The 23383-nt window shown below is 42.0% G+C and carries 26 protein-coding genes; 13 read left to right on the top strand and 13 right to left on the bottom strand.

The window, feature by feature from the left end; all coding sequences use genetic code 11:
- Positions 1–97: 97 nt before the first annotated feature.
- The 7 genes from JWG40_RS12175 to JWG40_RS12145 all read right to left on the bottom strand — a co-directional run bounded on the left by JWG40_RS12175 (position 98) and on the right by JWG40_RS12145 (position 6297).
- Positions 98–646 (bottom strand): hypothetical protein, encoded by a 549-nt coding sequence (locus JWG40_RS12175; protein ID WP_205286069.1) that lies wholly within the window; start codon positions 644–646, stop codon positions 98–100.
- Positions 633–977: an ArsR family transcriptional regulator gene (locus JWG40_RS12170; protein WP_205286068.1), complete on the bottom strand. Its 345-nt coding sequence runs from the start codon at positions 975–977 to the stop codon at positions 633–635. Before JWG40_RS12170 ends, JWG40_RS12175 begins: the two co-directional genes overlap by 14 nt.
- A gap of 258 nt (positions 978–1235) precedes the next feature.
- Positions 1236–1916, bottom strand: coding sequence for a BA5345 family protein (locus JWG40_RS12165; RefSeq protein WP_456298539.1), 681 nt, complete (start codon positions 1914–1916; stop codon positions 1236–1238).
- 519 nt (positions 1917–2435) lie between these two features.
- Positions 2436–4733 (bottom strand): DNA polymerase domain-containing protein, encoded by a 2298-nt coding sequence (locus JWG40_RS12160; protein WP_205286066.1) that lies wholly within the window; start codon positions 4731–4733, stop codon positions 2436–2438.
- Positions 4734–4752: 19 nt separating this feature from the next.
- Positions 4753–5010 (bottom strand): DUF8156 family protein, encoded by a 258-nt coding sequence (locus JWG40_RS12155; protein ID WP_205286065.1) that lies wholly within the window; start codon positions 5008–5010, stop codon positions 4753–4755.
- Position 5011: 1 nt separating this feature from the next.
- Positions 5012–5617 carry a hypothetical protein gene (locus tag JWG40_RS12150; protein ID WP_205286064.1) on the bottom strand — a complete coding sequence of 202 codons (606 nt, stop codon included), beginning with the start codon at positions 5615–5617 and terminating at the stop codon, positions 5012–5014.
- A 302-nt stretch (positions 5618–5919) separates the two neighbouring features.
- Positions 5920–6297 carry a hypothetical protein gene (locus JWG40_RS12145; RefSeq protein ID WP_002982294.1) on the bottom strand — a complete coding sequence of 126 codons (378 nt, stop codon included), beginning with the start codon at positions 6295–6297 and terminating at the stop codon, positions 5920–5922.
- 426 nt (positions 6298–6723) lie between these two features.
- Between JWG40_RS12145 and JWG40_RS12140 the strand changes: the two genes are divergently transcribed.
- Positions 6724–7287 (top strand): penicillin-binding protein activator LpoB, encoded by a 564-nt coding sequence (locus tag JWG40_RS12140; protein ID WP_205286063.1) that lies wholly within the window; start codon positions 6724–6726, stop codon positions 7285–7287.
- Here the strand turns inward: JWG40_RS12140 and JWG40_RS12135 are convergent.
- Genes JWG40_RS12135 through JWG40_RS12125 form a run of 3 tightly spaced genes read right to left on the bottom strand, consistent with a single transcriptional unit; the run spans position 7275 to position 11329 of the window.
- Positions 7275–8561, bottom strand: coding sequence for a hypothetical protein (locus tag JWG40_RS12135; protein ID WP_205286062.1), 1287 nt, complete (start codon positions 8559–8561; stop codon positions 7275–7277). The two genes, JWG40_RS12140 and JWG40_RS12135, sit on opposite strands and share 13 nt — an antisense overlap.
- 32 nt (positions 8562–8593) lie before the next feature.
- Positions 8594–10840, bottom strand: coding sequence for a phosphoribosylformylglycinamidine synthase subunit PurL (purL, locus tag JWG40_RS12130; RefSeq protein WP_205286061.1), 2247 nt, complete (start codon positions 10838–10840; stop codon positions 8594–8596).
- Between the two features lie 9 nt (positions 10841–10849).
- Positions 10850–11329 carry a flavin reductase family protein gene (locus tag JWG40_RS12125; RefSeq protein WP_205286060.1) on the bottom strand — a complete coding sequence of 160 codons (480 nt, stop codon included), beginning with the start codon at positions 11327–11329 and terminating at the stop codon, positions 10850–10852.
- Positions 11330–11433: 104 nt separating this feature from the next.
- Between JWG40_RS12125 and JWG40_RS12120 the strand changes: the two genes are divergently transcribed.
- Genes JWG40_RS12120 through JWG40_RS12105 form a run of 4 tightly spaced genes read left to right on the top strand, consistent with a single transcriptional unit; the run spans position 11434 to position 14896 of the window.
- Positions 11434–11808 (top strand): Fur family transcriptional regulator, encoded by a 375-nt coding sequence (locus JWG40_RS12120; protein ID WP_135656961.1) that lies wholly within the window; start codon positions 11434–11436, stop codon positions 11806–11808.
- 41 nt (positions 11809–11849) lie between these two features.
- On the top strand, positions 11850–13673 hold the full coding sequence (gene mutL / locus JWG40_RS12115; RefSeq protein WP_205286059.1) for a DNA mismatch repair endonuclease MutL: 1824 nt from the start codon (positions 11850–11852) through the stop codon (positions 13671–13673).
- 58 nt (positions 13674–13731) lie between these two features.
- Positions 13732–14337 (top strand): RNA polymerase sigma factor, encoded by a 606-nt coding sequence (locus JWG40_RS12110; RefSeq protein WP_039926724.1) that lies wholly within the window; start codon positions 13732–13734, stop codon positions 14335–14337.
- A 4-nt stretch (positions 14338–14341) separates the two neighbouring features.
- Positions 14342–14896: an LIMLP_12425 family protein gene (locus tag JWG40_RS12105; RefSeq protein ID WP_205286073.1), complete on the top strand. Its 555-nt coding sequence runs from the start codon at positions 14342–14344 to the stop codon at positions 14894–14896.
- A 3-nt stretch (positions 14897–14899) separates the two neighbouring features.
- Here JWG40_RS12105 and JWG40_RS12100 read toward each other — a convergent pair whose 3' ends face one another.
- Together JWG40_RS12100 and hpf are read right to left on the bottom strand one after the other, a co-directional pair.
- Positions 14900–15772 (bottom strand): hypothetical protein, encoded by an 873-nt coding sequence (locus JWG40_RS12100; RefSeq protein WP_205286058.1) that lies wholly within the window; start codon positions 15770–15772, stop codon positions 14900–14902.
- Positions 15773–15778: 6 nt separating this feature from the next.
- Positions 15779–16066, bottom strand: a complete 288-nt coding sequence (gene hpf / locus JWG40_RS12095) for a ribosome hibernation-promoting factor, HPF/YfiA family (protein ID WP_205286057.1) — start codon at positions 16064–16066, stop codon at positions 15779–15781.
- 103 nt (positions 16067–16169) lie between these two features.
- Here hpf and JWG40_RS12090 point away from each other — a divergent pair, with 103 nt between their 5' ends.
- From JWG40_RS12090 to JWG40_RS12080, 3 genes are all read left to right on the top strand, one after another.
- Positions 16170–16937, top strand: a complete 768-nt coding sequence (locus tag JWG40_RS12090) for a hypothetical protein (protein ID WP_205286056.1) — start codon at positions 16170–16172, stop codon at positions 16935–16937.
- Positions 16937–18523: a glycoside hydrolase family 57 protein gene (locus JWG40_RS12085; protein ID WP_205286055.1), complete on the top strand. Its 1587-nt coding sequence runs from the start codon at positions 16937–16939 to the stop codon at positions 18521–18523. Before JWG40_RS12090 ends, JWG40_RS12085 begins: the two co-directional genes overlap by 1 nt.
- Before the next feature lie 66 nt (positions 18524–18589).
- Positions 18590–18796, top strand: coding sequence for a hypothetical protein (locus JWG40_RS12080; RefSeq protein ID WP_205286054.1), 207 nt, complete (start codon positions 18590–18592; stop codon positions 18794–18796).
- 68 nt (positions 18797–18864) lie between these two features.
- Here JWG40_RS12080 and JWG40_RS12075 read toward each other — a convergent pair whose 3' ends face one another.
- Positions 18865–19302 (bottom strand): SET domain-containing protein, encoded by a 438-nt coding sequence (locus JWG40_RS12075; protein ID WP_205286053.1) that lies wholly within the window; start codon positions 19300–19302, stop codon positions 18865–18867.
- A 105-nt stretch (positions 19303–19407) separates the two neighbouring features.
- On the opposite strand from JWG40_RS12075, the gene JWG40_RS12070 reads away from it, so the two are divergent.
- The 5 genes from JWG40_RS12070 to JWG40_RS12050 are packed head-to-tail and all read left to right on the top strand — an operon-like array spanning position 19408 to position 23381.
- Positions 19408–19560 (top strand): hypothetical protein, encoded by a 153-nt coding sequence (locus JWG40_RS12070; RefSeq protein ID WP_205286052.1) that lies wholly within the window; start codon positions 19408–19410, stop codon positions 19558–19560.
- Positions 19561–19583: 23 nt separating this feature from the next.
- Positions 19584–20051: a 6,7-dimethyl-8-ribityllumazine synthase gene (ribH, locus tag JWG40_RS12065; RefSeq protein ID WP_205286051.1), complete on the top strand. Its 468-nt coding sequence runs from the start codon at positions 19584–19586 to the stop codon at positions 20049–20051.
- On the top strand, positions 20048–20470 hold the full coding sequence (nusB, locus tag JWG40_RS12060) for a transcription antitermination factor NusB (protein WP_084597385.1): 423 nt from the start codon (positions 20048–20050) through the stop codon (positions 20468–20470). The genes ribH and nusB overlap by 4 nt, the downstream gene beginning before the upstream one ends.
- 8 nt (positions 20471–20478) lie before the next feature.
- Positions 20479–22581, top strand: a complete 2103-nt coding sequence (locus JWG40_RS12055) for a tetratricopeptide repeat protein (RefSeq protein ID WP_205286050.1) — start codon at positions 20479–20481, stop codon at positions 22579–22581.
- Positions 22578–23381 (top strand): class I SAM-dependent methyltransferase, encoded by an 804-nt coding sequence (locus JWG40_RS12050; RefSeq protein WP_205286049.1) that lies wholly within the window; start codon positions 22578–22580, stop codon positions 23379–23381. Before JWG40_RS12055 ends, JWG40_RS12050 begins: the two co-directional genes overlap by 4 nt.
- The last annotated feature ends 2 nt before the right edge of the window (positions 23382–23383 follow it).

Here is a 23383-nt window from a genome sequence, read left to right as displayed (position 1 = left end):
AAACGAGTGACAGAAGGGAAATGTGGCGCAGCCCAAGCGAGGCCTTGTGCCGAAGCGCAGCGTTTCCACGCTGTTATGCGAAGTCCCGTATATTTAATTATTTCTTATATAACCTAAAAAATTCATCGAAAGCTTCTTTTCCACTACTAGACTCATTTAAACACCATTCTTCTACTTTTTTTAAGTCAAACTTTTGACTTTTTGCAACTAGCAATGCCTGATCTAGACATTCTCTTGCTTTGAAGTGTATGAAGGAAGCTAGTCTATCTTTAATACAGTCAGTGGGAGAAAGAATTTTAAGAATCTTTCCTTTAAACTCTTTTTCGTCAGGAATAATTCGATAATCATCTCCTATTGATACTGGTGCAGAAACGAATTCAATGTATAAATGCTGGCATTTAGGATGAACATAATGACGGTTAACCTTACTAAAGCCAATACTTTCCATAGTAGATTTAATATCACTTTCCTTTGATAGAAGAGGTTCAACTAAATCTAAATCTCCAGAACGATATGCTCCTTTTGAATAAATAGCTACGACAGCGCCACCGACTAGAACGGAATTTATTCCTTTATTTGCGAGATGCCATCCAACGAATTTCCACAGTTCTTCCTCATTAACGTCAGACCAATTAGGTTCTTCCATATACTGGTTTCCCTTTTTGTCTTGGTCTTCTTCTTTCTGAAAATATATTTTCTTTTTCTTCTATTGTTAATGAATTATAAAAAATCTCTAAGATAGCCTTTATAGGTTTGACAAAAGGAGATTTTTGATTAAATGAAAAGACTCTAGTTCTCCCAACATTTTTTGCGACTAGAATACCTGCTTTTTCGAAACGTTCCAGTTGTAGTCTGATTGGTGTAGGAGCGAGTTGATAATCATTAGCTATTGCAGCGGAATGAATTTCATTGTAATGGAATAAATGTAGAAGAACTCTGGATGCTGTTTTATTTCCAAATATGCCATCAAGTATCATGAGTAAGGGATACTAGTATATTCCTAGATATCAACTAAAAAATAGTCGATATAGACTAAAAATTAGTTTATAGGGATTACGCATAACGAACTAGACTAACCGACGTAGGCTGGCCCTGAGTCCCGGAAACGGGACGTTAGGGACTGGAACGACGCTTGCGTAAGCAAGAGGAGTGCCAGAAGCCTATGTGGCGCAGCCCGAGCGAGGGCTCGTCCCGAAGCGAAGCGGTTAGTTGCTGTTATGCGTAGTCCAAGGTGGCTAGATCAATTTTTCGAAAGGGCGGGTATTCTTATCATTTTTTAAAGCATTCCAAAGAACAAATTCCGTGAATAATCTCATCGTTTTCCTCGCTCCACAAAATATAACTGAATGGATTAAGATTAGAATAATAGCCAAAAGATTTCCCCAAAATAGAGATATTGAAAATTTGCAAATGGTAACAGTAAAAATAATTACTACTAATAAAGTGAAGATAGATCCAAACATAGAAGCAGCAGCAGAATGTAACAAATTTGCAAGACTCTGTGACCTTTCTTTTGCTCCCTTAATTTCATTAGATGATTCGGCTCTCTCATACCAAAGTGCGGAAGTTATGATCCAACCGTTTTCTTTGAAATCTAATTTACCTTTGGTTAAAAGAGTCGGTGATATATTGTCGAAGTTATATATTTCTTTGTCTCTTACTAAACATAAAAATTCATAATAATTTAACTTAAACCAAGGGAAAACTCTATAAAATATTGTGAATATATATCCTATACCTATTGTGAAAAATGTAATTATGGCAAGAAAGACAGTTGAGTTTATATTTGAAATCAGTGAATGATTAAATAGACATATAAACTTTGATTTATCTATAATTAATAGACAAATAATTGTTTCAATCATGAATACAATTCCTGGCAATGAGTATCTAAAAAAGCTATATGTATCAGTCATTGTTTCCTTGGATTACGCATAACGAACTCTTTCTGTTGCGCGAGTAATTGCTATTATTTGATAGACTTATTGCATTACGATTCTTTTGATTTTTTTGATAGGTTTTTTGTTGCTCGTATAGTTAGGCCGTATCAGGTTTTTAATCGTTTAGCAGTTTTCCTATTCTTCTTTGTGCTTATAAGCTATTCGTTTATCATTCAGATTTGGTTGATTTTTTGCCTTTAGTTGTGTTGTGATTTTTATGAGACATAATTGAGGCTTTCCTTTTTTCTGCATCAAGATGATTTACGGGTTTAAGATGGTTGTAGGCATAGCTTCGCCCCCTGAGTCCCATTGGCGGAAAAACGAATATGAGTCTTTTTTGTATCTAAGATTGGGCAAACGTTTTTTGAGTAGGTCTTAGAAATTCTCGTATAACATGTATTTTTTATTCGAATTTTGGACATTTTTTTTGGCTTCGATGCAATAAAAGAAAAATCGAATATATGAATAAATTTGGATTTCTGTTTTATTTAATTTCTAAATTGGAAAGGGTAATCGTTGTTCGTCGCTTATTAATTCATCGAAATCTTTGAAGCTTGCAAAGGCCGCCCAGATTTCTTTTAATGATGTAAGGAGCAGTTTTCTGTAATAGCTTTTGTCATATCTTATGATTTTTGGAGTAACTTTATTTTCGATTCTTTCTTCTGTTTTGTATCTTTCTCCTTTTCGGTCTGATTTTTTGTTTACGACTAAGTATCGGACCTTTTCTCCTGCTTGGACTCGAACGCCCATTTCGAGTAAATCTTTGACTGCGACTGCGCTGGGTGCGTCAACGCTATAGTCTTCTGGGTCTTGAGAGGTTGACCTTTGTATGAGCAGTTCCCTCCAGTTTAGATTTCCAGAAGAAAGTAATATATCATGTTTTTTGAATATTTTTAAAATCTCTCCTTCACGTATTTTCATTTCTTCTATTGTTTCAAATTGACACATCCACTCAATCATTTCGTTTTGTGCGGCTTTTATGTATGTAGGAAAGTCTTTTCGTCTTTGGATGATTCCTCGTCCTTTGAAACTTCCTTCTATAAATCTTCCCATATAACGATTAGCAACTGGCATTTTTTCATCTGTGGTAGAAGGGGGAAAACATAACCAAGAGAAGGTGCCTTCGATTTCCATTCCTATTTTTGTTTTCTGTTTGATTGTTTGGCAAACTTCTTCGAGATGTTTTTTATCGATAGGGGACTTATCTTTTTTTTGTATAAAAATACAATCGGTAATGGCGTGTATTAGGTTGTATCCATAGTTTTCTGCTGTTTCTTTGGCGATGAGTAATTTTTCTCTTCCAAAGGCAGTGACTGATTCATGACTTTCTAGTTTTCCAAATTTTGCATTTCGGTAACCCAAATAACCGAATGAGGTAACGAGCATCCATTTTAAGCTAGATTGTTTTTGGTCTATTTCTGATATGTTGGGACGATTGCTATCTTTACATTGTTTTTTGTAATAATTCCTCCGATCTACAATATGAGCAAGTGCAACGGAAACTATTCCCTTTCTTTTGTTACAAATTCGGTATCCGAGTGAGGGCACTTTTTCTGTTGTTGGATCGTTTGTGCAACAGAGACAGTTGATTGTTTCTGGAGATATATTGTGTAAGACCATCACTTTGGGATACATTTGCGAAAAATCTAATTGGGCTACGTTTTCCAGTGCAAATCCATTTTGAATATCTGCTTGAAAAACGAGTCCTCCTTTATCTGCATTTAGCAGATCTAAGGCGGTCTTTGGCGCTTCTAAAGCACTTTTTTGCCAAGGCACTAAGTAGTTCATTCGTAAAGCTACATCTACTTCGATGTAGGTAAGTGCTTTTCCTGTGGAAGCCCTTGCCATCTTTTGGATGGGTAAACGAGAAATACGAGAGAGTTCTATGATTCCCATAAGATCCGCTTCTTTATAAACAAAACCATTTCTGGAATCTATATGCCATCTTCCGAAGAGTGGGTAAGAGGGCGCTCGGTAGACTATCGTTCCGTATGTATTGAAACTAGTGCCCTTTGTTTGGATGGAACGTCGTATTGTGCTTGTTTTGTCCCGATCAAATTCTGTTGGTATGTGGCTTTCCTGGGAAGCTTTAAAAATATTTGGAAATAGAACTTGGTCACCGTAAGTGGTGAGAACTATATCTGGATCATATTTTCTGAAGATTGAATTTAGCTGATGGATGAGTTGGCTAGAATCACCAGTTGGGATTCTATATAAATCGGAATTTGTTTTTACTATCAGTGCATTGTTTGAAAAGGGGATTCTATGGCTTTTTTCTAAATAGAGTGATACCTTGCTTAAGTCTGGAATTTTGTAGTCCATCTCTTCGATATCTGTAAAAGATCGAATGGTCCTGATTCGATTGAGATTGTTTTTTGTTGTTTCATAATTCACTTCTATGTAGGCAAGGGGATAAATACCCTTTTCCACCATATAACCTGTGGAAATTTCTATATCCGAATGGTAGATATCATATTTACCATATAAGTGAAAGAGTTTGTTTGTGATCTTTGGTAGGAGTTGTGGTTTGGAAATGATTAACTTCAGGACCGAGATGGTTTTATTTTCATAGAAGAGGCATTTCTCTGTGAAGGTTGGTATTTCTGCCAATGCATCTAGTTCATAAAACCGTTTTACTATTTTTTGTAGAATACTAGGTTCGGCATTTACATAAATTGTGGGATAAAATTCATCAAAAAATAATCGGAGTTCTCCAGAGTCTGACTTTATCCAGAGATAGATTTTTTGTTCGGAGTGGTAGATATCAAACAAGTAACCTTGGAACGTTTCCATAACATTGGGAGGATTGGGTTTACTTGTCTGGAATTTTTGTCAGACTTTTCTTTAATTCGTTAATTTCTTTTTTTGTTTCTATGAGCATGGAAAGTATCATGGAATCAATGGGATAGGGTAGGGATGCCATCACACCGGCTTGTACTTGTAACTTGGCAGTTCGGATCAGATCATCATAGATCTCTTGGTCGGATTTGCGAAGAGATCTTCGAAAGTCTGATAGATTTTCTTCGATTTGTAACATCTGGCGAGAATAGGGCGCAATGGTTCTTCCCATGTTAAATTCCTGTGATTGAAGTTTTTCTTGTACGAATGCGAGAGAGACCTTTGTCCATCTTTAGTTCCCATAGATTTTGTGTGGCACGTAGTAGTTTAGGAAAAAAGATTTGAAAGTTTTTATGTGAATAGGTCCAAGATTCAATGATGAGTAGGGGAACATTTTGACCGGGGAATTTTTCAATAAAACCTAACATCAAGTTTAATAAAAACAAACCTTCATCATCTTTGACATCACCATCTAAAAATTGTTTGCAAGGAGCTAACAAAAAGTAAATGGTATTTTCTTCTTTTAAGGTAAGGATGTTTTTGAGTGCATCTAAGATCTGATAGGGGGTGAATGCTCTTTGGATTCGGATTTGTTCTAAAAATGGTTCTGGTGCTAAATTTTGTTTTCGTGTTTCTTCAGCGATGGTGAAGGGGTTGAAGCGAATGGCGCAGTCCAAATTGAAAACCTGAAATCCCGAACAAACCATGGCATATTGCCAAAAATGAGCGAGCCTGTACATCCCCCTTTCTCCCGTGAGGAGTCCAAGGTCTCTCTGGTTCCAATTTTGGATGGGTTCGTAGACATTGGTTGAAATCTGGGTTTGTTCCGCAAGCATCATGATACTAGTTATACGTATAGCAATAATTTGTAAAGTTAAATTCGGTCCAACCCATCCTTTTCAAGGGACTGGAAATAGAAAGTCACCGTTGGGACTAAGTGGAGGGGGATTTTACAGGGAAGCCAGGCGGGGTTTATGTGAATTCGAAAACGATGGATTTTTGGGAGGAAGTGAAGAGAGAAAGGAAATTTGGTAATGGAGAACGAAGAAAGCACGATTGGAAGCTTGCTACTCGAATTGTAAAAGACCAGCCAATCTAGACATTTCGAAGAAACATCTAGATCAATCGATAGAAGAAAAACTTAGAGAGGGGGCACTTCTTGGACGGTTTTTACACCAGTTACAAAGTAACTAGTTTCGGCAAAGCAACTGAAAGGTACTCCCACGTGTTCTTCGTATTCTAAAACCACTCGTTTGCCAATGGATCCATTCAATTGTTCTGCAATGGCTTCATCCCGAATGCTGAAATAAAATTTTTCTGTCATAGTCCCTGGCATGGTGACAAGGGCCATTTCCCCTTCCCAAGTTTTGCAGATCCAACCCTTTTTGGAAAGTTTTTGGATGTATCCTGCACGGTCTCCTTCGGAGTAACTCCATTGGAGTGTAAGCCAAGTGTAACCCGCAAACAGAATGGCGAGGAGGATGAGAAAAAAGCTGAATCGAATTAAAAATTTACCCATAAGTTAATCCAGAAGTTTGGAGGAAGAAGGGAAAGTTTCAAGACAATATTTTGACCGGAGACTGTCAAATTTTGAAATTACGATGGGATTCTTCGCGCCAGGGACCGGAGGGCTTGGTCCTTCGGCGGGAACCGTCGGAGGACGGGAGCGAATGCGGACCCCGCAGTGGCCCGGTCCGTATAGATGAGAGTTCTGTCCACTAACGGAGTGGAGGCGCTAAAAAAGGAAATGGAAACAAAGCAAAAGTATGAACATTTTTCTAAAAAATATCTGAAGATTGGGATTGGGATGGCAAATTTTGTGGGTTCGTGGTAAAGGAGACTCATTGGGTGGCGGGTCTAGTTCCCCACCCTGAATCGGGCGGGGAGTACACTACCCACACATTCTTTCTTGCCAAACTCCCGAACCCCCACCAAACTCTTCCTAATGCGCATTTTATTCACTTCTCTCTTCCTCTCATATTTTTTTGTTAGCTGCTCTACCGTTTCCTATCAAAAAACAGACAATGCCAAGGCCACCAAACAGTGGGGGGTGGTAGAAGTCAAAGAGACGGTTCGGAACATGAGCCATTCTTTATCAAAATATTATAAAACTGATTTGAAGACCGGGTATTTGGAATGGAAATCTCTGCAGAATTCTACTTCAGAACATATTGATACCAAACTCATCACCAATGAAATTTTGAACCAACTCACAAAAGATAAGGTCCCTTTTGTGGATACATCCATCAGAGAAGAGGCGACCACGGAAATGGCCTTTGGAAAAACAGGGATGGTGTCAGCTGATTCACGTTTGGCGGTTGGGAAATTTAAGTCTCCTTCTCATAAAATTAAAGGAGAGATCAATGAGGTTGTGAATTATGAAGCGGGGTCACGCATCCAATACATCACCGTTACACTTTTTCTTGTGAGTTTGGAAACAAACCAAATTGTTTGGTCAGAACAAACAAACTTTTTAAAAACAAGTCGGGTGGAAGGTTATGGTCTTTGATTGTCTGGGAAAAACCCAAAACGAACTTTAATCCTCCCCATCGCTGGGCTTAAAGAATAGGGTAGCGTTTCTTGATTCATTGTTAGTTTGGGGTTACTGAGTGTCGACTTGGATTTTCCCAACCAAACATATTCAGGAAAAAATCGAACATAACGGTATTCGTCAGAAATATCTAAGTCTTTTCGGATATTCCTTCTTGCATCATCATAGGATGTCTCAATCCATTCTGCGCCCAGTTTGAAACCGGCGATCATGATAGCGATTCCAATTCCTGACAATTCACTCGATTGAATTTCAGCTCCACCGTAAACAATCCCAGCACCCACTGCCACAATGGCAGTACTGGCAAGGATCGCCCCTGTGACTTTTACTGTCCCCTTGGTTCCTTCTTTTAGGGCGGAGGCAGAGACTAGTTGGAAGTATTTAGAGTCTTGGATGAGTTCCGAGATTTCATTGTCACGGATGAGGTGGCGTTCATACCAACCTAGGGTGTCTTTTTCTAAAATGAGAGGGGTTTTTCCGGATTCATCTGTTAATGTTAGTTGGGATTGTTTTCCAGTTTGGCGGAATTTTAGATTTCGTAAGCCCCGGATAAAGTTTAAGTGGGCAGAAGGATCCATCTCTGGTTCTGCACCGGGGCCTCCAAAGATTAGAATGAATTCGCCTTCTGGATTATACCTTTCATTGGCCATGGCTCTAAGGGCGGCAGATTGGGGTTTTAGTTGGCTTGCTTTTCGAAAGTCTACTCGAGCTTCTTCGACAGAACCTGTAGATAACCAAAGTGAGGCAAGTAATAGACGTAAGGTGGGGTCATCAAACTGTCCTTCGGCACTCCATTCTCCGCTGAGGAGATTTCCCGCATAACGCGCTTGGATTTTTCCCTTTTCATAATCACCAGCTCTTACATAGTATAGGCCAAGAAGGATGTGTAGGTAGATGATTTCTGCTTCGGAGGCATAGTATCCTTCTTCGGTTTCCATATAGAAAAAAGACTTTAGAGAACGGCTGGCACTGAAACGAAGGCGTTCCTTACTTTCCTCCGCAATCCTTTCTAGGTGTTTGTAATCACTTCCCCCTTTGAGAAATCCTAAATGAGCACGTTCGAGGACTGCAATAAATCCTTTTCGTTCTTCGGTAGGGAGGTATTCGAGCGCTTTTTCAAGATTGGCTTTTTTGTAGGCTCGGAGGGAGTCTTCGTATTCCTGTCGTTTGGCGATACTTGTACATTGGATACAGAATAAAGTTAAAACGAGGAAATTGAAGGATAGGCGCATCCGGCCTATCCTCTAAAAATTTTTAGTTTTGTCTATTCGAAATAACCTTTTAGGCCTGATTCAAATTCTGTTTCTAAAGATTTGGTTGTCCATTCCCATTGGAATCCATTCCCTTTAACCGAAAGGGAGGATTTGGAACTGGACTTACCCAGTGGATAAAAGGAAAGTCCGACTTTTTCGAATTTATCTTTTACTTTCTCTTCATTTTCTGGGAGGAAACTCAATACAAAAGAGGCGCCTGTTTCGCCAAAACAAAGTTCGTCGAATCGTGGGATCTTTTTTTGTAATCCTTCTAGATCGGCTTCCAGTCCTTTGTTTCCGGAAATCACAATCTTGGCAAGGGCCACGAGGAGGCCACCGAGTGACAGGTCTTTGGCGGAAGTGAGAAGTCCTTCTTTGCGGCACGCGATTAGTGTGTCAATGGTAGCTTTCTCTTTGGCGAGGGAAATGTCTGGAATTTTACCTGTATCCAAACCATGGAAACGGTAAAGGTATTCTGAGGCTGAGATGGTTGGTTTGAATTCTCCGACCAGGGCATAAGTTACTGCATCATTGGTGCGAGGGTAGGTATGAAGGCCTTTGGCAACATCATCAATCACTCCCACCATACCAATGGTAGGTGTTGGAAATACTGGTCCTTCGGGGGATTCATTGTAAAAGGATACGTTCCCGCCGGTGACAGGGAGTCCGAGGAAACGACAAGCATCGCCGAGACCACGCACACATTCACTGAAGATGTAGTAGTTTTCTGGAATGTAGGGGTTTCCAAAGTTCAGGTTGTTTGTAACCCCGTAAGGTTCGGCACCCGTTGCAGCTACGTTTCTTGCCGATTCACAAACTGCGATTTGAGCCCCTTCGTAAGGGTTTAGGTAAGTATAACGGGAGTTACAGTCTGTGGCCACAGCGATTCCTTTTTTGGTTCCAGGAATCCGAACCAGGCCACCGTCTTCTCCAGGTTCTACCACTTTTACAAGTCCCACTTCTGTATCATACTGTTCATAGAGTGGTCTACGTGAAGTGATATTGAGGGAAGAGAGAAGGGTATTTAAAGTTTGGGAAACTGTATCTGCTTGTAAGTCAGGAATTTTGGAGGAATCAAACTTTGTCACCTCATCTAGGTAAGCCGGTCTTTTTTCTTCTCTCACGTACCGGGGAGCACCACCACCAAGAACGAGGGAATCTGCCGGAATTTCTGCTTTGAGTTTTCCGTCTTTTCTGATCCGAAGGATTCCGTCCCCAGTCACCGTTCCAATTTCTACGGCATTCAGTCCCCATTTATGGAAAATCGAAACCAGTTCCTCTTCCTTTCCTGTTTCCGGAATGACGAGCATTCTTTCTTGGGATTCAGATAACATAATTTCATAAGCGTTCATATCACTTTCACGAAGGGGAACTTTGTTTAGATCCACATCCATTCCTGTTTTTCCTTTGGCACTCATCTCGGACGTGGCACAAGAAATTCCCGCGGCTCCCATATCTTGGATTCCGACAAGGAGGTTTTTTTGGATGGCTTCGAGTGAGGCTTCCATCAAAAGTTTTTCCATAAAGGGATCTCCCACTTGCACGGCAGATCTTTTTTCTTCGGATTCTTTGGTGAGATCTTTGGAGGCGAAACTCGCTCCGTGGATTCCGTCTCGGCCTGTGGTGGCACCCACGATATAAACTTTGTTTCCTACCATTCCCTTGGTGGACGCCGAGGCCATTTGGTCGTGGCGGGCAATTCCCACAGTCATGGCATTTACAAGTGGATTTTTTGTGAATGTAGGGTGAATGAATAGCTCACCTCCACCTACAGCAATTCCAAGTGAATTTCCATAATCCCCGATCCCTTTGACGGCCCGGGTCAGCAAATATTTGTTACGTGGTTCTTTAGGGTCACCAAACCGAAGTGAGTTGAGAGAGGTGATGGGACGAGCTCCCATAGTAAAGATATCTCGCATGATTCCACCAACACCCGTCGCAGCCCCTTGGTAAGGTTCTACGGCTGTCGGGTGGTTATGGCTTTCAATTTTGAAAACAACAGCAAGGCCGTCCCCGATGTCCATAGCTCCGGCATTTTCTTCTCCGGCCTGTGCGAGGAGTTTGTCCGATTTTGTCGGTAGGGTTTTTAATTTTAAAATGGAATTTTTATAAGAGCAGTGTTCCGACCACATGGCGGAGAAGACCCCAAGTTCTGTTGAGTTAGGCATTCTTCCTAAGATTTTTTGGATCTCTACAAATTCAGTTTCTGTAAGCCCGTGTTCTTTGGCGTCTTCCAGATTCACTTTCTCTTTTTCCATACTGTTTCCTTAAACGAGTTCCCTATAATTGCGATTGAAGTAGAGGAGGGGGAAACCTTCCTTCGTAGCCACTGCTTCCACAAGACCAATCAAGATCCAATGGTCTCCCGCTTCAATGATCCGGTCGACTTTGCAATCGAGGGAAGCCAAAGAGTTCCGTAAAACGGGGGCTCCGGTGGAGAGTGTTTCCGGGTTTAATCCTTCCAAAACAACCGCTTTGTCCAGGGAACCAGAAGCAAAATCAGCGGAAATTTGTTTTTGTTCGGAAGAAAGAATATTCACAACGAAGTTTCCCGAATCTTGGATGGGTTCTTTGGCACTAGAGTCTTTGGCCAAACAGAATAAAACTAACGGCGGTTCTAAGGAAACAGAAGAAAAACTAGAAACAGTGACTCCTCCTTTTTTTTGAGAAGACTCATAAGTAATCACACAAACTCCACTCGCCCAAAGGGAGAGGGAGGATTTAAACTTGTCTATGGATGCGGACATAAAACCTCCGTATTGACAAATATCAATTTCTGGAAGGATTCTAAAATCCAATTTCCATTTGACCGAGCGATAAAATGCAGATGAGGTTGGGGTAAGGGAATCGTATGAAAGCACTCACCAAACATAGAGAATTAATTTTTAATGACCTAAGAGAAAGAAAAGACCACCCGACAGCGAAGATGGTCTTTGAATCGGTTCGAGGAAAAGCGGACAAAATCAGTTTTGCCACGGTCTACAATTCCTTGGAATACTTGGTCGAACACAAGATGGTAAACAAACTGAATATCGAATCCGACTCGGTTCGTTATGATGCCTTTTTGGATGACCATTCCCATCTGCTCTGCACAGAGTGCGGAAAGGTTTTGGATGTGGCTCCCCTAAAACTCAGTGCTGACACAGACTGGCAGGGTCTCGGTTTCCAAGTCAAACATGTGGACATTGTCGTGACAGGAACCTGTTCTTCTTGTCATTCTTTATAATTTTTTCTGGATAGGGAGGTTCCCTATCCCATGTTTGTCCTATGGGCATCATTCATTCACTTTCGGCGGATCTAATCAACCAAATTGCCGCCGGAGAGGTGATTGAATCTACCCATTCCATTCTCAAGGAACTCATCGAAAACTCCATCGATGCCGGTGCCACAAAAATAGAAATCGCCACCGACTCCGCAGGCTTCGGCCGTATCCTTGTATCCGATAACGGACACGGAATCCAAAAAGAGGATTTGCCTCTTGCCATCAAACGGTATGCCACTTCTAAAATCCAAGACTTCCATGACTTAGAACATCTATTTACCTTTGGGTTTCGGGGAGAAGCTCTTGCATCGATTGCCTCTGTTTCTCGGATGGTTTTGGAATCAGGAACCGCAGGCAACAGGACCGCATATCGTGTGACCGTAGAAGAAGGAAAAGTTGTAGAAGAAATAGAAATTCCTTTTTTTGAAGGAACCAAAATTGAAATCAAAGATTTATTTTATAATACACCCGTTAGGCGGAAATTCCTAAAAACAGAAACTGGGGAAGAGAAAAAAAATAGGACCCGTGTACAAACGATGGCTGTGTCGGAACCAAATATTGGGTTTCGGTATTTGCAAAATGGAAAGGAAGTTTTAAACGTAGTTCCCGAAGACGGATTCGAACGTGTGTTATCTGTTTACGGTGAAAATTTACGAAACCATCTTTTGCCTATCCATTCCAGTCGGAATGGAATGACTCTTCGTGGTTGGATCTCTCATCCTGATTTTTATAAATCCTCTCGTACGGGACAATTTTTCTTTGTGAACAACCGTTCGGTGGAATTGAAATTCTCCGCACAAATTTTAAAACGTTGTTATGGGGAACTCCTGCCAAGTGGGGCTTTTCCTTATGCGTATCTATTTTTTGACCTTCCTCGTGAGTTTGTGGATGTGAATGTCCACCCCCAAAAAAAGGAAGTTCGGTTTTTATCCGAAGAGACCATCACGGGAATTCTTTTTCAAGGAATCACAGAAGTATTACGAACTTCTACCCCTGTGGAATTTTTGGAAATGCGCCGAAGGCTCTCTATGCCCATTCCTTACGGCCGAGATGGGGAATCTTCAGGAATGGGGAACCGCTTCGGTGGTCTAGGCTTTGGATTTGGGCAGGGGAGTCAGTTCGGAAGCCAGCAGACCGATGGGGAATCTCTCATTGGCCCGAGTTCCATTGAAGGTAGGGAAGGATTTTCGCTTGATGGGATCGGTGCCGGAGCCAACTTGCATCTATTAGGTGAAAATCTCACCAAACACAATCTTTTTGTTCCTAAAAAGCACTATGGTGTGTTATTTGAAACCTTTATCCTCGCAGAAGCCGAAGATGGACTCTATATCATAGACCAACATACTGCCCACGAAAGGATTCGATACGAGGAAGTCCTTCGGGATCTAAAAACCAAAGCCTATAAATCCCAAAGCCTTCTCACTCCCATTCGGTTAGAACTGACAAGGGAAGAAGCGGAAGAGATGTTAGAGGAAAAAGCTAAGTTTCTGGAACTGGGAATTGGCCTCGAACCATTTTCTGGTGGGACCATTCTCATCCGAGAAGTGCCTTCATACATTGATCCCGGCAAAGAAACAGAAACCATTTTGGACTTATGGGAAAGATTCAAACAGAAAGACCCAGAAGAAAGGGAACTCTACGATGAAATGGCCAAATGTGTGGCTTGCCGCTCGGCCATCAAAAAGGGAGACCAGGTTTCCGATCCCATCATTGGGGAACTTTTACAAAGACTCTCTTACTGTGAAAATCCTTCCCTATGCCCCCACGGAAGGCCGACTCTCATCAAACTCACAAGAAAAGACCTAGAAACCATGTTTCACAGGATCTAAGCCAAAACAAACACCGAAAAACATTGATGGAATTCTAGGATTCGAAATTCTGGGCCTCATGCCACGCCCCCTTGAAGGCAAAAATATGACCCTGCGGGAGAAGGAAAAAATCCTCCTCCAAAAAATCAAAGCAGGGGATCCTACTGCCTATATGACTTTAGTGTCTCCATTTCGGGAACGATTGTTCCGTAAGGCTGTTTCCATGGTAAAAGATGGAGACGATGCGGAAGACATTGTCCAAGACGCTCTTATTTCCGGTTATAAATCCATCCAAAACTTCCGTGCTGAGGCCGGGGTTTATACCTGGCTCTACCGTATTGTGGTGAATAAGTCCAAGGATTTGCTCGCCAAGAAGAAACGGGGTAGGGAAAAACCCATGGATGACTCGGGAGATAACCAATTTGTGGATTCTCGTGTCGGATATGAAAAAAAATTGGAACTTTCTGAAGAGTCTCGTTATCTAATGGATAAGATCGCACTCTTAGAAGATTCCTACAAACAGGTTTTGGAACTTCGTTATTTCGAAAATCTTTCATATAACGAAATTGCAGAAATCATGGAATGTAATGTAGGTACGGTTAAGAGTCGTCTCTTCAAGGCCAAGGAGTTTTTGAAGCACCTCATCCAAAAAGACGATAAAGGAGAAGGGTTCTTTGAAAAATAAAATTATGAATTTAAAAGATTGGTTTCGTTCACAATATCCAGGTCTCTTCCCTGAAGAGACAGACAACGTGGTTCTGGAAAATAAGATTTGTTCTCTCTTCCAGCATGTGAAGGAAAAGGAAGACACCATCCTTCCCAGGATGTCTAAAGACTTCGACACCCGCTTACTTAACCTCCTTGAATCCGTCAGTTTTGACAAACCCAACCAAAAGATCTCCTTCACATTTAGAGACCTGATCGAAAACCGAACGGTGCAATATTCCTTCTCGGCAGTGATGGCTTTGAGTTTAGTTTTTGTGCTTGTGAGTCGAACCTCCCAAGAGCCAACACTTGCGGGTAACGACACTGCGGGAGTTGTCATTGAACAAAACAACTACCAAAACGAACCAACAAGCATTGACCTAGGGGAATCCTACCAAAAACGAGAGTTACTCGATCATTTACGATCGGCTCCGGGAGCTGTGTATGGACTTCGTGAATTAGAATCGTATTATGAAAAAACAGGAAGGGAGTCTGCAGCGGACGAACTTCGTCTCCTCATTGAATCTGTCGAAAGATAGAACCTAAACAAAACCCTTCGCAAATAAAACGGCATCCCGAGAACGGATGTCGTCTGCAGAATTTAAGATGGCCAGGGCAAACTGCTCAATCCTTGCTTCCAATCGAAACGACCCACCACTTCTTTCTTTACTATCTGTTAGGCGCTTCAGTTCCGAAAACCAAATTTGGATGGTGGCCTCATCTTTTTTGCTCGAAGGGCGAAAGACTCCTTCCCGCCAAGCAAGGACGGGAACAAGTTCTTTCATCTCTTCTTCTTTTTCTGTAATCTCACTGGCTTTTTGGATGAGGGTGAGTAGTGGGGGCCAACGAACCATGGTATGGGGAAACAGTTGAGGATCATTTAAAAAAGCCGTGCGATAGGTTTCGATTCCATCTTTTTCGTTTCCCGTCATCACTTGGGTTTCGGCCAAAAAATAAAGCAAGACTGGAGATTGTTTGTTTCCTCCATAGAGTAAAACTTCTAAGGCCATGGGATAGTCTTTGATTTTGATAAGGCCTGCTGCAAGATCACGTAACAGATCTTTGTCGAGTGCGTTCGCTCCTTCCCATTGGTAAGCAAGTTTTAGGTGGTCTCTTGCTTCTTTTAAAATACAGTCTTGGGTGACAAAAAAACTATCGGTAGATTGAAACCCACGTTTTCGGATCTCTGTTTCAAAAACGGAAAAAAGTGCGAGGAGGAGTTTTCCTCTTTCTTTCCCTTCTCTGGTTTTTAGAATTAAATCAAGTCTATGATCCCAAAAGCTGGATATATAATAACCGCTGATAGTGGCGAGATCCTCTGGATCTCGATCCAGAAGTACGGAATAAAGGGATTTTGCAGTTTCAAACTCACCATTAGAAAGGTAGGTGAGTGCTTCTTCCGACTTCTGAATCATAAGAGATTAGTGTTGGCTTTTTTTATCGTGGTGTTTGCTGACTTGGCTTAGGATTTTGTCTTCCAATCCATCAATACAAACATAAACATCTTTGTCTTGGTTGTGTGCGTTGAAATTATTTCCATCAGCGTGTAACTTTAAGTTAGAGCTGATTTCCCCATGAATGGCTTCAAATGATACTTCACAGGATACGATTTTTTGAACGTATTTTGTAACTCGTTCTAGTTTTTCGTCCGCATATTTTTCAGCGGCTTCGGAGCGGTCTAAGTGTTTCCAGGTATAATTGATTTTCATAGTTTGTCCCAATTTGGTATGGAATGATTGTATTTTGGAAAAAAAGCAAACGTCAAATAAAAAAGAATTGAAGGAGGGTGTTTCTCGTCTTTAAGCTTGGAACATGGCAAATGAAGAAAAGAAAGTTGGCGCAAAGAAAAAATCTGCCCCAAAAAAGAAATCCTCAGTTGTCACTTCTACTGAGAGTTCAGTAAGTACTGCAGCAAAGAAAGCCGCCAAAAAAACAGTTCAGGAAGCCGCTAAAAAAAAGGATCCTATCACTCTTACCGCTTCGCCAAAATTCATTTACAACGATTCCAAATTTACCAAACACCCTGAATTTCCACAGGATGATCTTATGCGGGTTCTTATTCGCACTCCCAGGGAAGCTTTTGTCTTTTGGAAATTTTCTCCGAATACTTTAAAGAATCTTTTAAACGATTTGGAATCTCCATCCACAGATGGTTTACATTTTCGATTGAAGGTGGAATACGAAAATATATTTGGAAGCAAACGCACTGACTTCTACGATTTAGCTCCCTTTACGGAATCTTATTATTTAAAATTTATGTTTCCCGTAAGAGACATCCAAACATCCATTTTTGTTTCTTACCAAAAAAAAGAAATTTCGGCCCTCCATTCTAGTGGAAAGGATCTTCCCGGGGGAACTGAATCCTTTCGATTGGATAAGGAGTGGATCCATCCACAGTGGATTGAGATGGGACTTGTGGCAAGGTCTGCGGGAAGTGAAGAGTATTATTTTAAAGATGGAGATCCTTCTGAGTTCTATGTGAACCCACGTAAAACAGACTTGGGTGAAAAAACATCCGAACCAAACCAAAGGTCTTCCTCTTTCGGGAATGGATCGGGGTCAGGGCAGGTACTTTTGTAATGAATCATTTTGTGAAAGGGCATTTGGTTTTTGTTTTGCATGCCCACCTACCATTTGTTAGACACCCAGGATATTCTACACCCTTTATCGAAGAAAATTGGTTAAACGAGGCCATCCTCGAAACTTATATACCCCTGGTCCGAGTTTTTCGGAATTTAAAAAAAGAATCGGTGTCCTTTCGGATCACCATGTCTTTTACACCTACACTTTCTTTGATGTTGACAGACCCCTATTTGCAAAATGGATTTCGTAAATATTTAAAAAACCTCATCAGTCTGGCAGAACAGGAAACCAAACGCACTACATACGATCCTCATTTAAACTATTTATCCAAACGGTATTTAGAACATTTTTTAGATACGGAATCCATATTCGAAGAATCGAATGGTGACTTAACCAAGGCTTTTTTGCCCTTTGTAGAATCGGGGGAATTGGAAGTGATGACAAGCCCGGCCACTCATGCCTTCCTTCCGTTTTATGATTCCGAGCCCTCTATCTTTCGCTCCCAACTAAAAAATGGCCGAAGGACCTTTCGCAGGATTTGGGGGCGTGACCCCAAAGGGATTTGGCTTTCGGAATGTGGTTACACTCAAAAATTAGAAGAGGAACTAGACCGAGAGGGGTTTCGGTATTTCTTTGTCGACACTCACGGAATCACACATGGAAGTCCAAGGCCTAAGTTTGGAGTCTATGCTCCGGTAGAAGTGGGGCATGGGGTCTTTGCTTTTGGTCGGGATCCAGAAAGTAGCAAACAGGTTTGGAGTTCGATCGATGGGTATCCGGGTGATTTTCGGTACAGAGAGTATTACCGCGATATCGGCCACGATTTGCCTTGGGAAGAAATCTCTCCTTATTTAGATTCGAATGGGGTACGAATTAATACCAGTATCAAATACTTTCGGATCACAGGAAAAACCGGGGACAAGGGATACTACCATCCAGACTGGGCTATGGAAGCTGCCGGAAACCATGCCGAAGATTTTTTACGAAACCGAATCCGCCAAGCTGAAAGTTTGTATGAGGCAAACAAACAACCGGCAGTGATTGTCTCGCCTTATGATGCCGAGTTGTATGGGCATTGGTGGTACGAAGGTCCGCAGTTTATCGAATTTTTATTTAAAAAAATTCACTTCAACCAAAACACAATCCAACTTTCTCATCCGATGGAGGCCGCACGTTCTCTCCCAAGAGTCCAGTCTGTCGAGATGAAGATGAGCAGTTGGGGCGAGAATGGGTATGGGGAAGTATGGCTGAATCCAACGAATGATTGGATCTATCCACTCATCCACGGAATGAGCATTCGGATGCACAAATGGGCCCATGAATTGGGATCGGGAACAGACGTGCAAAAACGAATTTTAAAACAAATGGGTCGGGAACTCTTATTATTACAAAGTAGCGACTGGGCCTTTATCATGAAAACAGGAACCATGGTGGATTATGCGGTCAGGCGGACCAATGTCCATACCAATCTCTTTTTGGCTTTGGAGGAGATGCTTGCGGGGCCTTTGGATGAGGAAGTCCTTTTGGCTGCCGAGAGGGAAAATAATGCCTTCCCGGATATCCGGATCGAAGATTTCCAATAGAATCGTTCTAAAAATTTCTTGCTCGGAGAGACTCCGGTAAGAGGCTTAACCTAATCGGAGGGTTTTATGTCGAATGCGTATCGTTTTCCCTTGGTTTTAGCACTTCTTTTCTTTGCTGCGAACTTTTTGTTTTGCGGGTGGATGCACAAAGAAAGACCAGAAGGAGTCTTTCGTATGGATGATTCTGTCATTCGTTATATGGAAGCCCTTGAGGCAGCCGATGCCCACAAAACCTCCACCAAACCATCTTTTGGCAACAACGGTCTCCTCTAAGAGACCGTTTCTGTAGTTTTACTTTTTGCTAATAGCCAAAGAGTCCTTTGGCCTTTATCATCTAATCATCACTTCGGTTTGAAGTCGACGTTATCCCAGTAGTCCTTTCCATAATCAAAGAAAATTTCCCCGCCTTCAGGGATCGTTTTTAATACTTTGAACCTAGCTGTTTTCCATCTGACAGAGGTAACAAGTTCCGCATTGGGTTTTGAGGAGTGATTGATATAACGGGTGTAATTGGACTCGCGACCTTCCCCGTAAATCCACCAGTCTTTACAAATCCAAAGTAGGTATTTGGAGTCTACGTATTTGTTTGATTCCGCTTGTTCATCGGTAATGATTTTACCCATGTAATAACCAACGGTATCTCCCTTGTATAATGTTTGTTTGGTGAATAGTCCCATTCCGATATTGGGAACAGAGGAAGGTTTCACAACAAAGTCACTCTCGGTATACACTACCGGTTTTCTTTTTTTGACCTTCTTTACGGATTTCTTTTTCTTCATTTTCTTCCTATATGACATAAGAGGAAAACAATTCTACCTTGTAAAGCCATTGGCATTTAAGATTGTATAGGGTGCACTCCGAACTTTAAAGGACGAGGGGGTCCTATGAAATTGGAACCACAAAAACCGGCGGATGAGAAAACCAATGTTGTGAATCTGGCGATCTACCGAGCGAAAAAAGCTTTGGAACGAGACGGATTTGAAGTCGTGGAAAATCCAGACGGAAAGATTACCCTTGTCATTCGTCTTGCGAAATAACACCCCCCTAGGATTTTGGATACATGACAGCTCAATTGGAAGGCACACGAATTGGAAACGGACAAAAACACTGTGTCATCGTTTCTAAGTTCAATGAATTTATCACCGAGTCCCTACTCAAAGGGGCAAAAGATGCTTACAGACAACATGGCATAGCAGATTCTGATGTCACCGTGATCTATGTTCCCGGTGCTTTTGAACTCCCGCAAACCGTAAAACGAGTCCTCGCTTCCAAAAAATACCAATTCTCTGCGATTGTTTGCCTAGGGGCTGTGATTCGCGGAGCCACTTCGCATTATGATTTGGTTTCTGGGGAAGCGGCCAAAGTAGGATCTGTCGCTGATGGATCGGTTCCTGTGATTTTTGGTGTCATCACCACAGAATCGATTGAACAAGCCATCGAAAGAGCCGGAACCAAGGCTGGAAACAAAGGATACGAAGCCGCCACCACTGCCATCGAAATGGCCAATCTTTTCAAAGAGATCGGATGAGTTCTAGACACCGCGGGCGAAGTCTTGCCCTGATGTGCCTCTACCAAATTGACCTAGTCGGAACCGATCCAGACCGGGCTATGAAATTCGATTGGTACGATAAAAAAATCACTAGAGAAGAAAAGGATTATGCTGTCTTTCTTGTGAAAGGAGTGGTCGAAAATCGAAAAAACATCGATACTCTAATCAAGAAGTATTCGGAGAATTGGGAACTTTCGCGTATTTCCGTTGTCAACCGCTGTATTTTGCGTTTATCGATTCTTAGTTTGCAAAAGGAACCTTTCCTTGCCGCCCCCGTTGTCATCAATGAGGCAGTGGAGCTCACTAAAGAATTTGAAACGGAAGAATCAGCTCAGTTTATCAACGGACTGTTAGATGCCTTCTATAAGAAGGAGATCGTAGCGAACAAACCCCAGTAAGAGATAGAATGGATCCCATCCAAAAAAACCGGTTTCGCATTGAGGAACAATCCTCACAGCCAAGTTATTACCAGGAAGATCCATACTTACGGAACCTGGGGAAAGAAAAAGAAACAACTTATGAATCCGAGACCACGGCTCGCCGTCCGGTTTTGTCTTTTCTATTTTGGAGTGTTCTCGTTTTCTTTGTCCTTGGATTTTTAACCGCCGCCTACTGGTGGTATTTAGAGAAAAAAAAGAATCCAGAAGAAATCGCCAAAGCACTAAACAACCTGCCTCGGGATAAAAAAGCTCTCGACCTTCTTGTTGATAAACCCTACCTTCCGGATGATTCCGTCAATCCCAAGCTCGCCGCCTGCCTCAATGCCTACCACAACCGGTATGTAAACCGAGTGGGAACGGTTTGCGAAGAATTCCTCAATTCACCTGGTTCCGATGAAGACAAATCCATCGCCTTAACTGTGCTTGGTGTGATGTATGATGAAGCCGGTCGTTACGTGAACTCCATCGAACGATTGGAAAAAGCCATCCAATACGATTCCAAAAACTATTTTGCTTATTACAATTTATCACTCGCCTTTAAACATGCCGGTAAGTTTGAGGAAGCCAGGCGGGCCGCCCAGAGAGCCAAAGAAATTGCCCCGAATGACTACCGAGTTTCTCTTTTGCAAGGGAATTTGTTCCAAGAAATTGGAGATCCGGCAAGTGCCATCGAAGCTTATAAAGAAGGGCAGTCGCTTGCCCCAACCGATGTTACCCTGACTTACAACTTAGCCATCAGTTATTTAAAACAAGGAAATCTGGCTGAGGCCATCTCCGAGTTCCAAAAGGTAGTGCAGACCGCTCCCCATTCCCAAACGGCTGTTTTGTCCTACGGACATCTCGGAACCATCTTCTACCAAAGAGAAGACTATGACCGAGCCGAGTATTACTTCCGGGAAGTGATTCGCCTAAAAACAAACGATGCCAAGTCCTACTATAACTTAGGTTTGGTGTATTTAAAGAAAAAAGTGCCTGAGGAAGCGGCCAAATACTTCCAAAAGGCCCTCGACTCCAATGCCAATGAACCAGAAGTGTACCGGTACATTGCCGATGCCTTCCTTTCGATGGGCCAAACCAATATGGCCATCACGGCATTACAAAAAGCTTTGTTACTGAAACCCTCGGACGTGGACTCGCTCTTTGCGCTGTCCGAACTCTATTATAAAAAAGGGGAACTGGTGGAGGCCGAAAGTTTGTTTCGTCGGATCATCCGCCTAACACCGGGAGATTCCTATTCAGAAACGGCTTATGTAAATCTCGGAATCATCTTAGATGAAATGGAAAGGTATTCCGAAAGTATTACGGCTTTTGAAGGGGCACTTTCCTTAAATCCCAAAAACCAATCTGCTTATTACAATTTAGGCCTAGCTTATTTGCATGCAGGGAAACCAACCATGGCGATTGAATCTTTACGTAAGTCGCAGGCCCTGGATCCGAACCATGCTGCGTCAAGACTTGCCATTGCAGATTACTATTTGGAAAATCGTTTTTATACAGAGGCCATTTCTGAATTCGAAGAGGCCATTGCTTGGAAACCAGAACTCTATGAAGCAAGATTAAAACTTGCTGATGTCTACATCCAAACGAAAAACTATCTGGCCGCAGAAAAGGTGTTAGTTTATGTTTTGGAAAATTCCAAAGATCCTAAAGAAATCAAATTGGCTCATAGAAAATTAGCTCTTAGTTACGCCAGTAGTGGAAACTCTGGGCTTTCGAAACGAGCGAAAGAAGAAGCATTTCGTGCCACCCATATGGATCCGGAAGATATGGAATCAAAACTTGTGCTTTCGAAAATTCTTATCGATTCGGGTTCGCTTGTGGACCGGGAAAAGGCCATCGAAGAGCTAACGGTGATTACTCGTTCGGATGTCACACCATCTGTTTCTTCCAAAGCGCATAATTATTTGGGAGTTTGTTATTTCAAAAATGGGGAATTTAAAAAAGCCCTTTCTAGTTTTCAAACTGCCATTGATTTGAACCCAAGTTTATCGGAAGCCTATGAAAACAAAAGGGCCGCTCGGGCGCAGTACGAAAAATCTCTCGAATCCAAAAAGAGAACCTATTTTTGAGTCTATTCCAATTTCGCCCGCATCAAAAATATCCCGAATTTTATGAAGAATGCCACCATACAGGTGTTCTTCGTTACCTTCCTGCCAAAGTAAGAGAGTATGGGGACAGTTACTTTATGGAAGAGTACAAGGCCCAATACAAAAAATCCTATTACGAAGACGAACTAAACCTTCGTTCCATGGCAAAACGTAGGCTTTCTGTTTTGGAGAGGGTGGGTGCGAACCCCAAAGGAGCTTCTCTTTTAGAAATAGGTTCTGCGGCTGGATTTTTTTTGGACGAGGCGCAGAGGGCCGGATACTTAACTCGTGGCCTCGAACTCTCTCCCAAAGAAGTGGAATATGCAAAATCCAAACTTTCCCTGGATGTAGACCAGAAGTCGGTTCTCGCCATTGGTACACAGGAATGGAAAGAAACTTTCGATGTATTGGCCGCTTTTTTTGTGGTCGAACATATCGAGGAGATTGATGGGGTTTGGGAGAGGCTCACCTCTTGGTTAAAACCGGGCGGGTTTCTCTATTTGGCCCTTCCTTCCAGTTTTGGGCCTAGTTTCCAAACCAATCCAAGTGTGTGGTTTGCCACCCATCCATCTGACCACTTTTTTGACTACTCCGTCCACTCTTTGAAAAAACTCTTGTCAATCCTCGGCTTCGAGGTGAACTATGTTAGACCAATGTCGTATCACTCCTACCGGGACTTAAGTCCTCGTGGCAAACTCCCCGAATGGCTGTATCGACTGTATGCAAACTCATTTGCCTATGGTGATACCATCGAACTGATAGCCAAAAAATTAAAACACTGAAA

Source organism: Leptospira abararensis, assembly GCF_016918735.1.
In the GTDB taxonomy this organism is placed as follows: domain Bacteria; phylum Spirochaetota; class Leptospiria; order Leptospirales; family Leptospiraceae; genus Leptospira_A; species Leptospira_A abararensis.
Note: the sequence above shows the minus strand (reverse complement) of the source record. Positions and strands in the feature narration are given on the sequence as shown.

Coding starts and splice junctions, on each gene's coding strand:
- JWG40_RS12085 (WP_205286055.1), top strand. CDS start 16,937: ATGAATCATTTTGTGAAAGGGCATTTGGTTTTTGTTTTGCATGCCCAC.
- mutL (WP_205286059.1), top strand. CDS start 11,850: ATGGGCATCATTCATTCACTTTCGGCGGATCTAATCAACCAAATTGCC.
- JWG40_RS12170 (WP_205286068.1), bottom strand. CDS start 977: ATGATACTTGATGGCATATTTGGAAATAAAACAGCATCCAGAGTTCTT.
- purL (WP_205286061.1), bottom strand. CDS start 10,840: ATGGAAAAAGAGAAAGTGAATCTGGAAGACGCCAAAGAACACGGGCTT.
- JWG40_RS12150 (WP_205286064.1), bottom strand. CDS start 5,617: ATGATGCTTGCGGAACAAACCCAGATTTCAACCAATGTCTACGAACCC.
- JWG40_RS12110 (WP_039926724.1), top strand. CDS start 13,732: ATGCCACGCCCCCTTGAAGGCAAAAATATGACCCTGCGGGAGAAGGAA.
- JWG40_RS12155 (WP_205286065.1), bottom strand. CDS start 5,010: ATGGGAAGAACCATTGCGCCCTATTCTCGCCAGATGTTACAAATCGAA.
- JWG40_RS12125 (WP_205286060.1), bottom strand. CDS start 11,329: ATGTCCGCATCCATAGACAAGTTTAAATCCTCCCTCTCCCTTTGGGCG.
- hpf (WP_205286057.1), bottom strand. CDS start 16,066: ATGAAAATCAATTATACCTGGAAACACTTAGACCGCTCCGAAGCCGCT.
- JWG40_RS12070 (WP_205286052.1), top strand. CDS start 19,408: ATGAAATTGGAACCACAAAAACCGGCGGATGAGAAAACCAATGTTGTG.
- JWG40_RS12140 (WP_205286063.1), top strand. CDS start 6,724: ATGCGCATTTTATTCACTTCTCTCTTCCTCTCATATTTTTTTGTTAGC.
- ribH (WP_205286051.1), top strand. CDS start 19,584: ATGACAGCTCAATTGGAAGGCACACGAATTGGAAACGGACAAAAACAC.
- JWG40_RS12135 (WP_205286062.1), bottom strand. CDS start 8,561: ATGCGCCTATCCTTCAATTTCCTCGTTTTAACTTTATTCTGTATCCAA.
- JWG40_RS12055 (WP_205286050.1), top strand. CDS start 20,479: ATGGATCCCATCCAAAAAAACCGGTTTCGCATTGAGGAACAATCCTCA.
- JWG40_RS12105 (WP_205286073.1), top strand. CDS start 14,342: ATGAATTTAAAAGATTGGTTTCGTTCACAATATCCAGGTCTCTTCCCT.
- JWG40_RS12080 (WP_205286054.1), top strand. CDS start 18,590: ATGTCGAATGCGTATCGTTTTCCCTTGGTTTTAGCACTTCTTTTCTTT.
- nusB (WP_084597385.1), top strand. CDS start 20,048: ATGAGTTCTAGACACCGCGGGCGAAGTCTTGCCCTGATGTGCCTCTAC.
- JWG40_RS12075 (WP_205286053.1), bottom strand. CDS start 19,302: ATGAAGAAAAAGAAATCCGTAAAGAAGGTCAAAAAAAGAAAACCGGTA.
- JWG40_RS12100 (WP_205286058.1), bottom strand. CDS start 15,772: ATGATTCAGAAGTCGGAAGAAGCACTCACCTACCTTTCTAATGGTGAG.
- JWG40_RS12160 (WP_205286066.1), bottom strand. CDS start 4,733: ATGGAAACGTTCCAAGGTTACTTGTTTGATATCTACCACTCCGAACAA.
- JWG40_RS12175 (WP_205286069.1), bottom strand. CDS start 646: ATGGAAGAACCTAATTGGTCTGACGTTAATGAGGAAGAACTGTGGAAA.
- JWG40_RS12090 (WP_205286056.1), top strand. CDS start 16,170: ATGGCAAATGAAGAAAAGAAAGTTGGCGCAAAGAAAAAATCTGCCCCA.
- JWG40_RS12165 (WP_456298539.1), bottom strand. CDS start 1,916: ATGACTGATACATATAGCTTTTTTAGATACTCATTGCCAGGAATTGTA.
- JWG40_RS12120 (WP_135656961.1), top strand. CDS start 11,434: ATGAAAGCACTCACCAAACATAGAGAATTAATTTTTAATGACCTAAGA.
- JWG40_RS12145 (WP_002982294.1), bottom strand. CDS start 6,297: ATGGGTAAATTTTTAATTCGATTCAGCTTTTTTCTCATCCTCCTCGCC.